This is a genomic window from Streptomyces antarcticus, assembly GCF_026627255.1.
In the GTDB taxonomy this organism is placed as follows: Bacteria; Actinomycetota; Actinomycetes; order Streptomycetales; family Streptomycetaceae; genus Streptomyces; species Streptomyces antarcticus.
In genome coordinates this window covers 1-12,964 of the sequence record NZ_JAPNLM010000007.1, presented here as the reverse complement: position 1 = coordinate 12,964, position 12,964 = coordinate 1, and the positions used below count along the sequence as shown (strand labels likewise).

General features: G+C 64.8%; 10 protein-coding genes and 1 pseudogene. 6 read left to right on the top strand and 5 right to left on the bottom strand.

The window, feature by feature from the left end:
* The first annotated feature begins 61 nt into the window (after nucleotides 1-61).
* The 5 genes from OTB16_RS12905 (at nucleotide 62) to OTB16_RS12885 (ending at nucleotide 5,610) form a co-directional block, all read left to right on the top strand.
* Nucleotides 62-1,807, top strand: coding sequence for a hypothetical protein (locus tag OTB16_RS12905; RefSeq protein ID WP_267720271.1), 1,746 nt, complete (start codon nucleotides 62-64; stop codon nucleotides 1,805-1,807).
* The gene (locus OTB16_RS12900) at nucleotides 1,804-3,891 is read left to right on the top strand and encodes a hypothetical protein (protein ID WP_267720270.1); all 2,088 of its coding nucleotides are present in this window, start codon (nucleotides 1,804-1,806) and stop codon (nucleotides 3,889-3,891) included. Before OTB16_RS12905 ends, OTB16_RS12900 begins: the two co-directional genes overlap by 4 nt.
* Complete coding sequence (locus tag OTB16_RS12895; RefSeq protein ID WP_267720269.1) at nucleotides 3,888-4,289, top strand: hypothetical protein; 402 nt, start codon at nucleotides 3,888-3,890, stop codon at nucleotides 4,287-4,289. Before OTB16_RS12900 ends, OTB16_RS12895 begins: the two co-directional genes overlap by 4 nt.
* Nucleotides 4,290-4,430: 141 nt before the next feature.
* Nucleotides 4,431-4,613, top strand: coding sequence for a hypothetical protein (locus tag OTB16_RS12890; protein ID WP_324290808.1), 183 nt, complete (start codon nucleotides 4,431-4,433; stop codon nucleotides 4,611-4,613).
* A gap of 67 nt (nucleotides 4,614-4,680) precedes the next feature.
* Nucleotides 4,681-5,610: a carbon-nitrogen hydrolase family protein gene (locus OTB16_RS12885; protein ID WP_267720268.1), complete on the top strand. Its 930-nt coding sequence runs from the start codon at nucleotides 4,681-4,683 to the stop codon at nucleotides 5,608-5,610.
* Nucleotides 5,611-5,707: 97 nt separating this feature from the next.
* On the opposite strand, the gene OTB16_RS12880 is transcribed toward OTB16_RS12885, so the two are convergent.
* The gene (locus OTB16_RS12880) at nucleotides 5,708-5,869 is read right to left on the bottom strand and encodes a hypothetical protein (protein ID WP_267720267.1); all 162 of its coding nucleotides are present in this window, start codon (nucleotides 5,867-5,869) and stop codon (nucleotides 5,708-5,710) included.
* 147 nt (nucleotides 5,870-6,016) lie between these two features.
* On the opposite strand from OTB16_RS12880, the pseudogene OTB16_RS12875 reads away from it, so the two are divergent.
* Nucleotides 6,017-6,400 (top strand): annotated as a pseudogene (locus OTB16_RS12875) (PIG-L deacetylase family protein); the annotation flags it as partial.
* 1,982 nt (nucleotides 6,401-8,382) lie between these two features.
* On the opposite strand, the gene OTB16_RS12870 reads toward OTB16_RS12875, so the two are convergent.
* The 4 genes from OTB16_RS12870 to OTB16_RS12855 form a co-directional block, all read right to left on the bottom strand.
* Nucleotides 8,383-8,805, bottom strand: coding sequence for a hypothetical protein (locus OTB16_RS12870; RefSeq protein ID WP_267720266.1), 423 nt, complete (start codon nucleotides 8,803-8,805; stop codon nucleotides 8,383-8,385).
* A complete protein-coding gene (locus tag OTB16_RS12865) occupies nucleotides 8,802-10,952 on the bottom strand; it encodes an integrase (protein ID WP_267720265.1) in 2,151 nt (716 codons plus the stop codon). The genes OTB16_RS12870 and OTB16_RS12865 overlap by 4 nt, the downstream gene beginning before the upstream one ends.
* A complete protein-coding gene (locus OTB16_RS12860) occupies nucleotides 10,949-12,601 on the bottom strand; it encodes a hypothetical protein (RefSeq protein WP_324290807.1) in 1,653 nt (550 codons plus the stop codon). Before OTB16_RS12860 ends, OTB16_RS12865 begins: the two co-directional genes overlap by 4 nt.
* Before the next feature lie 77 nt (nucleotides 12,602-12,678).
* Nucleotides 12,679-12,831, bottom strand: a complete 153-nt coding sequence (locus tag OTB16_RS12855; RefSeq protein WP_267720263.1) for a hypothetical protein — start codon at nucleotides 12,829-12,831, stop codon at nucleotides 12,679-12,681.
* Nucleotides 12,832-12,964: the final 133 nt, after the last annotated feature.

Below are 12,964 nucleotides of genomic sequence, written 5' to 3'. Positions count from 1 at the left end.
GGTCGTCGACTTCCATGGTGATGACGACCGCCGGGCGAGTTACGACTTCGGACCGTTGGCGATGCCAGGCTGGCATCCGGTTCTGGCCGAGGCCCTGGCATTGAGGGTCGGGCACAGCGGCGGGATCCGAACTCTGTCGGGAAGCCGGACCAGTTGGTCCTCGGCCAAAGCCTGGATCCAATTCCTGGCCTCGCTGGAGCGGCCGCCGGAAGCCGTAGACGAACTGACTCGCGAACACGTGGATGCCTTCTACACTCGCCCCGGCTTTGCCGAAAGTACGCGGCATATCCAGATGCGCGAGATGTGCAAGCAGTTCGAGAACCAGCGGATTTCCCGCCGCCTTCCCGCTGAAACCTGGGATGCTTTCAAGCGCAGGCTGAACAGGCCCAAGCAGGCGGGAGTCGGAGGCTACTCGCATGGCGAGTTGGAGCGGCTGACGGCTGCGGCCCGAGCAGACGTGTCCCGGATCGCCCGGCGCATCCGCGCCGGCGAACAGCTCCTTCGCCAGGCGCGGGACGACCCGGGAGGCTTGGATGCTCAGCAGCGGGAGTTAGGGGCGACTCTCGTCCGGATCGCGGAGACCGGCGTGATCCCTCTGCTGGAGGGCGACCGAAACTGGCTTCGGCGGAGAGCCGATCTAGCGGGACATCTGTTCATGACATGGGCGGACCTGGCACCCGTGATGGCTCTTCTCGCCGTGGTCACTGAACGCAACGGGGAAAGCCTCAAGGAGCTTCCGGTCAGGCACCGACTGCTGGAGGACCGGGCGGTCGAGGTCGTGCTGGTGAAACGGCGCCATGGAGTCCAGCGGTGGTTCGAGACGGTGACCTGGGAAATCGGTCCCAAATCGCGTGAGCTGCATACCCCTGGCGGCCTCTACCTCCTCCTGCTCGAGCTGACGAGCCGCAGCCGGGAGATCTGCGGCTCCTCCTCGGCCATCTGTTTCTGGCGCAACAACTGGGCCGTCGCAAGACGCGGCCGGGCGGAGCATTTCGCTCCGTTTGAGATGGACCTCGCACTCGGTTCTGGGATCGAAATGTCTACTTGGGCAGCCACGAGGACCAAACCGGTACTCGCTGATCCGCGGCCTTCCCCGAAAGCGAAGGCGCCGGAAGATGGCCCGGCGAAAGGACCTCCGGTCCCGCTCACAGTGACGTTCAACAAGATCAAAACGAGTGTGGATGCCCGTCGGACTCGTCAGCTGGGTGGTCACCTGCCCTCCTCCGCGAAGAGCAACACCGCCCAGGTCTTGTTCACCAACTACCTCAAGCCCGATGAATCCACCCGCGAGTGGGCGGAGGAAGTGATCACCGAGGCTCTCAGGGATGCGGAGCAAGCTGCCATGGACGCTCACGCGGCGGTGAGCGGACGCCGCGGCGGCGGCCCCAAGGTGATCACCGACGACTCCTCCGCCCAGCAGCTCGAGGAAGCAGGACTCGCCCCGCAGACCGCCCGCGATCTCTCCAACGGGCACCTGGACACCGCCTGGACGGCCTGCGAGGACCACGATCACAACCCGGAGACTGGAGCACCCTGCGACGATTCGTTCCTCGCCTGCTTCCACTGCGGAAACTGCCTAGTCACCCGAGATCATCTCCCCCGGCTCCTGGCCCTGCTGGAAGCCCTGGGCGTCCTACGCCAACGCGTGTGCGAGGACGACTGGTGGAGACGCTACGGCCCTGCATGGGTCGCAGTCCGGCGAGACATCCTCGCCAAGTTCTCCCCGGCAGAGGTCAGCAAAGCACGAGAGCAGTCCTTGCCCGACGCCCTTCTCGACCTGGTCGAACCACCCTGGGAACAGCCGTGAGCATTGCGATCTTCGCCTCCAACCCCACCGCCGTCACGCTCGAAGACCCATACGTTCTCCACGGCCGCCCGCTGCGGCCGGGAACCCGGCTGGAGGACACCTCCCGCTACAGCCACGACGTCTGGCATCTGACGCCCGCGCGCCTCAAGATCCACGAGTACGCGTTGATCATCAACTTCTTGTCCCTGCCTCAGCGGTTTCGGCCGGCGGCCAAGCAGCTGTTCTACACCTTGCTCTCTCTGGAGCCTCCGGACGGCGAAGTACTCCCAACCGTCGCCACCATCCGAGGCATGTTCACTGAGATTCGACGGTTCGTGATGTGGCTCGACAATCGGTGGCCACCGGAGCAGAACGAACTGTCCCTGCTGTCGTCAGGCGATCTCGAGGACTACGGCAAACACCTCCTGGCCCGTTTCCCGAACAATCGCTCTCAGCGAGAGTCCTCTCGAGGCGGAGTGCGGGTGCTCTGGCGTTGGCGTTTGCAGATGGGGGAACATGCGCTGCGGTTCGACCCGCTCCACCTCGACGGATGGAGGGAGTCGACTCATACCGCGCGGGGCGAGAACAAGACTGACCGGCTGCCCGAGGAAGTCATGGGGCCCTTGTTGGTCTGGGCACTGCGTTTCATCGACGACTTCGCCCCCGACATCCTCGAAGCGGATCGGGAATGGCGGGCAACTCGCGACATCCGCGTTGGCCCAAACCGGGACCGAGCCGATGTCGGACCACGTCTGCAGGCGATCCTTGACGAACACGTCGACGCCGGACGTCCGCTGCCCGGCTGGCGCGGACAGCCGAGCCTCAGCCAATTCGGCCGTCTCCTTGGCTGCCGGCAGGGAAGCATCCGTCCTCACCCAGATGCCCTCACGACCGCGGCCGCTGTCGTCGGCGTGGTCGACAGCGCATTCCTTAACGGAACCATCCAAGGGCGTCTGGACGGAGCACCGTGGGTTGACTCGATCGCTACCAGTCACGAGACAGCGAACGGCCTGGCCCGGCTCGGCCGCATTCTCCAGGCTTCCTGCTACGTGGTGATCGCCTTTCTCAGTGGCATGCGAGAAAGCGAGGTCAAGCACATCAAGCGGGACTGCATCGAGATCAAGTACGACGAAGACGGCCGTCCCTACCGCTGGAAACTCAGCAGCCTCGCGTTCAAGGGGGAGGACGAGGTGGAGGGCGTCCCGGCGACATGGACGGTCTGCGCAACTGTCGTCCGCGCAGTTGAGATGCTCGAGAAGCTCCAGCCCACGACCTGCGACTACCTCTTCGCGGGGCTCCTTCACGGCAACGGCACCAAGAAGTCATCGAACGAGGTGGTGGGCAATAGAGCGACCAACACACATCTCAACGAGCTCGTGGTGTTCGTGAACCAGCTCTGCGCAGACCGGGGTCGCAGCGACCTCATCTTGGACAGTGCTGGCCGGCCCTTCAAGCTCAAGACCAGCTACTTCCGACGGACCCTGGCCTGGTTCATCGCGCGGCACCCAGGCGGAGTCATCGCCGGCGCCCTGCAATACCGGCACCGGTCGATCCGGATGTTCGAGGGTTACGCCGGCACCAGCGACTCCGGCTTCCGAGCCGAGGTCGAAAGCGAGCAGGCCATCGCCCGCGGCGAGGTCTACATGGAAATGATCGAAGCCCACCAGCACCTCGACCTCGTCGGCCCATCAGCCGAAGAGGCCACCCGGCGCCTGACGGACTTCGGAGATCGAGTTCAGTTCCAGGGCCAGCTCGCCCTGGACAAGCACCGCCTGAGAAGGATCATGAAGCGCAACGATCCGGCGATCTACCCCGGCGAGTACATCACCTGTGTGAACGACCCAGCCAAGGCCCTCTGCGAGAAAGCGCGCCGCGGGAACAGCGAGGGTCTGCCTGCCCACGGCGGCTGCCTGCCTCTGGCCTGCCGCAATGTCACGCTCACGCCGGAAAATGTCGCCGCCTGGCAACGCGAGATCGCCCGCATCGACAAGCGGCTCGACTCACGGCCGACACTGGCGCCCCGCCTGAAGCAACTCCATCAAAACCGGCGGGCTGAGGTTGTGGCCTTCCTGGTGGCCAACGGGCAGGAGATCCTCCCGGCATGACCCGCCCAGTCCCCGATCTGCCCGAAGCGTTGGTCCGCAAGCACCTCCAGGAGATGCTGGACGCCTGCCGGGCAACCAACGCCAGACCCAGCGTCCTCACGCTGGCCCGACGCCTCAACCTGACCAACACAACCTTCCGTCGCCGCTACCCCGAGATCGCACAAGAGATCTCCGAACAGCGGGCTGCACCCGCCACTCCTCGCCGCGGGCCAACTGAGCACGACAAGCTCATCGCCCGCAATGCGAAGCTCCGGCGACAGAACCGAGACCTGGTCACTCAGCTTGCCCTCGCCGCAGCTCAGATCCAGCACCTTGCCCTCCGCACCCAACGACTTCAGACAGCCCTTGAATCCGCCTCGAAGGTGACGAACATCAGCAGCAGGACGAGACCTCGTTGAACGGTGAAGAGCACGGCTCTGTGCTAGGCACCAGCTCCATCGGTGCCAGAGCATCAAGACGGTCAACGGTCAGTTCACAACCCACTCGGGCCGCTTCTGGAGGCCGTCGGCAAGACCATCCTCGCGGTACCTGACTCGTACGTGACCACCAGCGTCGACGTCACACCGTGGGCCGACATGAAGTGGGCGGCGATCCTCACGCACCGCGGCGAAGTCGCACGCGAGCGACCCCTGCCCGGCATCCTCGCCCGCCTTCCCGAAGCCGACCGGAACCGGATCATCCAGACCGACGCAAAGGGCGACCCAGTCCAGCTGACCCACTGACACCTCGGCCGCGTGCCGACCGCCCTTTCACCGCGCCCACGAGCAAGCACCTACCCATCGGAGAGCGATGACTACGACTTCTGCCCCCGACGAACCCCTCAGTGTAGCCAGGACATTGCGGCTGGCGGTCGCGCAGAGCACGGTGCCGGAAGATCCCACTGATCGAGGCGCACTGCGGGCAGCCGGGCAAGAGATCCGGGCCCTGATGGTCGAGGCCGCCGAGGCTGGTGCGCGGTTGGTGCAATTCCCCGAGGGGGCGATCACCTACCCGAGCAAGCACGTAATGGCGGCGGGCCCGGCCGGCGAGCTGGTGCCTGCTGATTGGAGCCGTGCCGCGTGGGATGTGATGCGCGAGGAAGCGGAGTCGATCACCGCGCTGGCGGGAAAGCTCGGCCTGTGGACGGTGTTCGGATCGATCCACCCGCTCACACCGCCGAACCGACCGCACAACAGCCTCTACGTCGTCTCCGACCACGGCCAGCTGGTCGCACGGTACGACAAGAGGTTCCTGTCACACACCGAGGTGTCCTACCTGTATTCCCCAGGACACCAGCCGCTCGTCATCGAGGTGGACGGCATTCGGCTCGGCTTCGCGCTGTCCATCGAAGCCAACTTCCCGGAGGTGTTCGCCGAGTACGAACGCCTGGACGTCGACTGCGTCCTGCTGTCGGTGATGGTCGACGACGCGCCCCGGGCCCGTGTCGCTCAGGCGTACGGAACGCTCTACAACTACTGGATCGGCTACGCCATCCCGGCCCAGTTCAGCGCTACAGCGCCGTCCGGGATCGTGGCACCCGGCGGCCGGTGGCTGGCGCGCTGCCCCGCGAACGGACATCCCGCCCTGGCGATCGCGGACATCGACCTCGACTCGCAGGACGAAGACATCAACATGGCCGTTCGCCGCGCCCGCCCCTGGAGGCGCTCTGCCCGAGCCGGACTCTACGACGAACGGACCCCCGTGGGAGACCCCCGCAGCGATGTCCGCACAGCGTTCTGAGACCGCCTTACTGCCAGATTCGTCGGCCCCACCCTCTGGTAGCACCCCTAACGAAAACGCCCCGGCTCACCGGGGCGTTTTCGTGTGTGCGCTCAGGTCAGCGCAGGCCGTCGGTGTCGTCGTGCTCTTCGCCGACTGGGAGTGGCCGGCGGTCCTCCCCCGGGTCATCGCTGTAGATGACCGCGGAGACCGCGCTGTCGTAGGCGTCGTTGAGGCCGTTGCCGCTTGTGCCGAGCATGTTCTCCCAGTCGATTCCCATGCCTACGAGCCTAGCCCAGCACCTTGCCCTCCGCACCCAACGACTTCAGACAGCCCTTGAATCCGCCTCGAAGGTGACGAACATCAGCAGCAGGACGAGACCTCGTTGAACGGTGAAGAGCACGGCTCTGTGCTAGGCACCAGCTCCATCGGTGCCAGAGCATCAAGACGGTCAACGGTCAGTTCACAACCCCGGCTACAAGCGCACCCCGACGACGAGGCGCTGGTCGCCGGAGGCGTCCTCGCACAGCACGCCGCTTCGGGGGCACGGACCGGCGTCGTCACCGCCACCTGGGCGCCGGACAGCCACCGTGCCGTCGAACTCGCCCACTCCGTACGGGCCCTCGGGGCGGGCTCACCGCGCATGCTCGGCTACGCCGACGCCCGGATTCCCGAGTCGGCGCCCGGCCGGGCCCGGCTGGTCGATGCCCCGCTGGAGGAGGTCATCGGCCGGATCGTGGGACACCTGCGTGAGGTCCGCCCGGACATCGTGATCACCCATGACCCGTACGGCCAGCTGACGGGTTTCCCTGTCAAGTTCTTGTGTTCAGATTCTTTGGCTACTCGAAGGGCCCTGGGACGAGGCGCGGCCGCCACAGCGTGATGGCTCCAGCGGCCTCGCTACTGAACTTGACTGAGTGATGTCATGGACGTTCACCTAGCTACGTTTGCTTGGGTTTGGTAGGCAAGGGGCGCTAGGTAGGCGCAGGGTGACGGGCTGACCGACGCTGAGAGAGCCATGCGGGAGCGACTACGGCGGCGGCCGTCAAGCGACTTGAAGGCGAGCAGAAGAACGGCGAGATCACTGACGTGCTGCGGGTGAGCGTGCGGTCGATGGAGCGGCGGCAGGTCTGGCGCAAGCAGGTCCAAGGCGCGACGGTCTCGGATCAGGACATAGAGGCGTCCCCCGACATCATGAGCTGAAGCCCAGTACGAAATGGCCCTCGTGGATCACTTTCTAGGCGATAATCGCCTAGAAAGTGATCCACAGGGGAGGGGTGAGGGTAGCTGATGCCCACAGGGAACATGAATGAAGTCCGGGCGCGCTCTTGGCTGGAATTTAGAATCAAGGCTGCCACCTGCGGCATCGAAGTCATCGAATCGGAATATTTGGGATCTAAGGGAAAACATCGTGCGAAATGCAAGGAAGGGCATGAACTATTTCTAGTTCCCAATTCGGTGCAGCAGGCGCGACGCATCACGTGTGCGGCCTGCAGGGGCTCTTCAAGTCAGATGAAAAAAGACTTCGAAGAGAAGATCGACGACCATGGCGGAGAGGTTCTGAATCCGTGGGCAGGCACTAAGGTATTGTATTCAGTCCGCTGCGCAGAAGGACATGAGTCATCAATCAAACCAATCAACCTCCTGAAGATGGACGGTATCTGCAAAGTCTGCAATAGGGCAGCCCGCGAAAAAGAGATGCTGAGCGAATTTAAGGAACTGGTCGACACCTTGGGCGGTCAAGTTCTGGAAGAGGCTTGGCTGGGGGCGCAGACCCCTCACCGATGCTTGTGCCCAAAAGGGCACACGTGCAGTCCTAGGCCGTGCTCCATAAAGAACGGTCAGGGAATGTGTTTCACCTGCTCTGGGAATGACTCAGTAAGAGCATGGGAAAGTTTCGTAAGTAGAATGACCGCTTTGGGAGCAGAGGTCCTAGAGGAAAAGTGGCTAGGATCCGGAACGCCACACAAGGTTCGCTGTAAGGGCGGCCATGAAATAGCAGTTTGGCCAAGCGGGGCAGGGAAAGGTAGGGGTATATGTAGAATCTGCGTCGGCCTGGACACAAAAACTGCCGAGGCGTATTTCCGAAACGCCATAGAGGAGCTCGGCGGGGTCGCCATCTACAAGGCATGGAAGGGGGTTAATGCATCTCACCAAGTTTTGTGTCCTAAAGGCCACATAGCCTCGCCGAGGCCTAACGATATACAGCAAGGTCATACCATGTGCCGCAGCTGTGCAGGTAAAGACCCGAAGACTGCTTGGGAGAATTTCAAGAAGACGGTAGCCGGACTCGGAGGTAGAGTCAAGGAAAAATCTTGGCGGGGTGGCCAGGTCCCACATCTCGTGCAATGCAGGAATGGACACACAACCACCGTTAGGCCCGCCGGCGTGCAGCAAGGGCAGGGAATCTGCAGGTTCTGCGCAGGATACGAATGGAACGTGTTTTACGTGGTCGTGAACGAGTCCGATGGGCATCTAAAGTTTGGCATTACTTCCGGTGACCCACGACAGCGCTTGAGATTCCACAAATCAGACGGGTTCGATCGACTAGTGCGCTTGCTCACGGACCTCCCTGGGAACGACGCACCCCTCCTGGAGAAAACCTTGCTACGGGAACTCAAAGCTCATGGGAAGCAGCCAGTTCGAGGACGTGAGTACTACCTGATCGGCGAGCTCCCTCTTGTTCTTGGCCTTGTTGACACGCACCTAGGGGTCGGTTCGGTTGACGCCCCACCCCCGACGACGTAGGGCAACCTGGCAGCCCTGCGCTCACGTGCTACGTAGTTGAGGAGCTCAGGTGGTTGGCGGGCGGAACGGGATGACGTTGTCCGGGGCATCGACGGGAGGCAGTTCAGGGGCGGACGGGGTGCCTTGTCCGTCGACGAGGACGGCGCCGGCCATGGCGAGCAGGGTCACCTGCCGACGGAGATCCTCGATCTCCGCTTTCTGGTTCGCGACCGACTTCTTGAGCTTGGCGACGGCCGCCCGCAGCTGCTTCTCCGTCTCCGGGACCTGCTTGGTCTCCGTGCGGACGCGTTCTTCGAACTCGGTTTTCAGGTCTGCGTGCCGCTTGTAGAGAGCCATGCGGTGGACGCCGGCCTCGGCGGCGAGCGCGGCGGCGGTGAGGCTGCCGTTGGAAGCTGTGGCCTTGCCAGCCAGCAGCCGGTCCATCGCCTCGCGGATGAAGGTGCGTTCGTCCTGGTTCTGCTGGTTCATTTCAGAGCCTCGGCGGTCTGGGCGGTGGCGTCATGGGCGTCGGCCATCTTGCGGAAGTTGTCGGCATTGCGACGCAGCCGGTTGGCGAGCTTCTCCGGGACGAAGGTGGCCTTGAGGTCGATCTCGTCGGCCTTTGCCCGCATCTGCTGTGCGTGAGAGTCGGTGCGGACGGTGTTGCCGCAGCCTTGCTGGCAGGCGTACTGCCTCGGCGCGGTCGCTCCCGGATCGGGTTCGCAGAGCGCGTTGTCCCGCTTGAACGCGCAGATCAGAAAGGCGTCCGGGTTGTCGTAAAGCACGACGCCGTCCCGAGCGAGGAACCTGGCGGCCTTCTTCGCGAACGTCGTGGGGACGATCCGGCCCTCGAACCGCGGCGTCATCGCAGCAGCGGTCAATGCCCGGCGAGCGGCCGGGCCGGAGACCTTCTCCCCAGCAGCGACACGGTCGCGCAGGTGGGCGGCGGTGTCAGCGGCCGCCAGGGCCGTCTCGATGTCGAGGACGGAGTGGATGCCTCCGCGGCTTCGGGAGCCGTAACCGCTCGAGGTCCGGGCGTCCAAGATGGTCCGCAGGTGTCCGTACTGGATCGCGAGCGCGACCAGTCCTCCGGGCTGTCGGGCGATGTGCCAGGCTAGGGTCCTTCTGAAGCGGGACATGCCGAGCGCGCCGTGGGGGTCCTGGTGGATGGACTGGTCCGACAGCCCTTGCACTTGGGCCTCCCGGTTCACCCATGCGATGAAGTCCTCGATCCGAAGGTTCAGGGCGTGTTTCTTCAACGCTCCATGGCGGCCTCGTCGTCCCAGGAAGTCGTGATGGGTGGCGCTGAACAGCAGCTCACCGTGGGGAACCATGCGTTCGAGAGTTCGGATCGCACGGACGACAGGGGTGATCGCAACCCAGGGGACAGCGCGTTGTTCACCGGCGGAGACGTGGTTGCCGTCGTGATCGGTGACGTTCTTGAAGTGACGGCTGCGGATCAGGTGGCGCTGGACGGTGCCGTCTGAAGCAGGCTGCGGGTCAGGACAGCAGCCTGACCGCAGGGCTGCGACTTCCTGCGGACGCATTCCCGTCAAATATAGGCATATCACCAAGGCGGCAGTTCCGAGATGCCGCATCAACTCGGCGGCTTCGTGGTAGTCAAGGGATTCGCGCCAGGGGCTTCCCTTGATGCGACCGGTGACCGGTACTTGCATGGGGCAGGGGCCAGGCCGTTGGGCGGCGAGCGAGGTGAGCCCGTGCCGAATATTCAGCTGGTCGACCTGGGCGAGGCTAGCGCCGGTTGTGCCGGCGAGGTAGGCGCGAGCGAGTTTGTGGGTTCCCTGCCTTCCCATGGCGGGCAGCTGGGCCCCTGCGCGCAGAAGTGGCAGCACCAGAGCCTCCAGTTCGACTCGCCCAGAGAGCGTTGTCCGGTTTGTGGTGGCGAGAGATCGCAGGCGACAGTGTTCAGCCCACCCGGCCAGGATGTCGTCGGCGAAGTCTTCGACCATGCGGATGGCCCAGACCAGCAGTGGTCCGATGACCTGGGGATCGAGCGGCTCGGTCGAGTTCTCGGTCCCGGCACTGGCGGTGTCGGCAGGGGGAAGGAAGTCGTCGGCGCCCTCGGTGTCCCACGGGGGACGGGCGATTCCGGCAGGACGTGCGCTGAGCTGGTCGAACAGCCACAGGTCTGTCAGCCGCCCCAGGATTTTCTCGGCTTCCGTCCGGCTGCATCTGTCCGTCCAGCGCTGGGCAATGTACCGCCGCCATGCGTCGGTGTCGCATTGAGCGAGATCTGTGATCCCATGCGCGTGAAGCCAGCGGGCCAGCCGCATCCATTCACGACAGGTGACCTGAAGCACGCCGGCGGAGCGGCGAGCTCGGGCCCGTGCACCGCGGGTCTGCAGATACGTGGATCTCAGGCGTCCGTTGATCATGGTCCAGGCGGCGAGCTTCACCTGACCGTGGAGGTCTCGGGGGCATTTCTCCCAGTTGATCGCGGTGAGGTCTACTCCGGGGTTGTCGATGAGCGGTGCCAGCGGCCAGAGCACGTCCCGGAAACGCGCGTTGTGGTGCGAATTGCCGGGCCGAATCCACTGAGGAAGCACCACCGGTGTGTCGCCCGTAGGCAGGGGCAAGGTGTAGGGGTCGTCCTGGTGGGCGAGGGCGCTGGTCATGGAGCGAGGTTCCCTTCCAGCAGGAGATCAATGACGAGGTGGTCGTCCTCGTCGACCTGGCCGAGGGCGGCACTCCAGGACGCCGGGCCCAACTTGCTGCGCAGGTCGTCCAGCCGGAGCAGGTGATCTTGCCAATGCTTGGTCCAGGAGTCCTCGGGCAGTGCGGAGCGCAGGCTGAGAAGGCGTTGGTGCAGATGGGCCAGACGAGGGTGGTGGTCAGGGTGAACGTGAGCGTTGGGACAGGCCAGACAGAGTAGGTAGTCCGCCCCGCAGTCGCCGTCCGCGGCCGGCCAGGGGCTGGCCGCCGCGTCCTCGCAGTCGGCCGTTGCCGTTTCTTGGTGCCCGGGCACTCGCTGTGGACTCAGGCGGCCCCTGAACACGACGTCCCGGGCCTGTTCCAGGGCCTCGGCCGCTCCGTCTGCGATGACGCTCTGGGCGGCTCGTTGGACGTGCTTGTCCGGCAGGACGTAGACGCTCTCGTGTGTCCCCTGCGTCTGCTGCAACGGACGGCCTTCGCGAGTCGCCGTCGTCCTGCGCGTCCGCTGGAACGGCGATCCGCCCAGTTGGTGTGCCCGCGCCCACCGCTTGCCGTCGGTGCCCGAGACGCCGAAGGCGAGCGGACCGACCGGCATAGGGCGGTCCAGGTTCTCGTGCTCCTGACCGATCCGGCCTGTGCGGGCGACCATCAGCAGATCAGTGCCTGGGGCCAGGCGGGCGGCCAGATGACGTCCGTGCTCGGTCGCTTCCAGGGCCTGGGTGATCAGTCGCCCGCGAGAGTCGGCCCCGGAGTCGGTGATGTTCTCCGTTGAGTACCAACGTCCGCCGCCACGGCGGCGCTTCTCGATCTGAATCTGGTAGGTCTTGGCTGCTGTCTCTGCCACTGCGGGCGCAGTGGTGGGCGTGGGCATGCGGTCATAGACGGACAGGTTCCATCCGAACCTGTCCGTAAGGAGGACGGCCAGCGCCGTCAGCTCGCCGCGGGTGAGGAACAGCCGCCCCCAGGTGACCTCGGGCCTCCTCCCGCCCAGGAGACGGTGGTTCCTCATGAAGGCTTTGCCCTGCGGGCCGACCTTGCGAGGGACGTCACCAGTGCGGGCGACTTCGTCGAGGATCTGGCCAAGCCGCCACTCACGGCTACCTTCGTCAAGGGTGCCGGACCGCCACTGATGCAGCAGCTCAGAATTCTCCCGAATCCGTAGCAGGGCCGCCCGGAACTGCTTCTGCGCGGCCAGCCGCACCCGTTCTCGGTCCTCCTCGTCGTAGGACTGCTTACTCGGACTGGAACTCGGAATGCGCCGGGCAAGCTCCTCGGCCACCGGTCCGTCAGCCAGTCGCGGATCCCGCCAGAGCAGGGCACGGACGAGCTGCAGCGCGTTCCGCCCCGCACTGGAACCGATGTGCTGCGTGCGCCAACGCTTGAGCATGGCCGCAGTCAAGCCGTCCAAGTCCGACGGCGGGTTCTCCAGCTCGGACAGGAACCGCGCGAACAGGTGCAGCTTCTTCCACGTACTCTCCGCCGTTCCGTGGCTCGTCCACCGGACGGACTGGGCGGCGAAACGGGCAGCCAGGGACTGCTGCATCGGCGCGGCCACGGCCAACTGCGCGAAGTCGAACTCCTTTGCGTGGCCCGCTTTGTTCAGTACGGTCACCACCAGTGTGCCTTGAGCAAGCGGGGCCTCGGCGCGGTGCCCAGATGGTGGCCGGGCAGCACGACGCCCGCGGGGGCTCACGGAGCCGCCTCGAGGAGGCTGTCAATGTCCTGGATACCCTGCGTCTCCCGAGCGAGGCGCGCGAAGACATCGTCCAGACTCTCGACGTCTTGGCCGTCGGCAGTGGTCTCCGCGGCCGCCAGGATGGACTCCAGTTGCAGGTGCGACACGGGTGCTAATGGTGACGTGGGGTATTGGAACTGTCCGAATGCCTGTCTCGCCCTCCGTAGCCGGCGCGTGCTCGGCGACTGTCGATCATGACTTCCACTGGTCGCAGTACTCGATGTGGATCTCGCGGGCGTC

Bases quoted from the DNA above. Each gene is read 5' to 3' on its own strand.
- OTB16_RS12905 (WP_267720271.1), top strand. From the start codon at position 62: ATGCCAGGCTGGCATCCGGTTCTGGCCGAGGCCCTGGCATTGAGGGTC.
- OTB16_RS12895 (WP_267720269.1), top strand. From the start codon at position 3,888: ATGACCCGCCCAGTCCCCGATCTGCCCGAAGCGTTGGTCCGCAAGCAC.
- OTB16_RS12885 (WP_267720268.1), top strand. From the start codon at position 4,681: ATGACTACGACTTCTGCCCCCGACGAACCCCTCAGTGTAGCCAGGACA.
- OTB16_RS12880 (WP_267720267.1), bottom strand. From the start codon at position 5,869: ATGGGAATCGACTGGGAGAACATGCTCGGCACAAGCGGCAACGGCCTC.
- OTB16_RS12870 (WP_267720266.1), bottom strand. From the start codon at position 8,805: ATGAACCAGCAGAACCAGGACGAACGCACCTTCATCCGCGAGGCGATG.
- OTB16_RS12865 (WP_267720265.1), bottom strand. From the start codon at position 10,952: ATGACCAGCGCCCTCGCCCACCAGGACGACCCCTACACCTTGCCCCTG.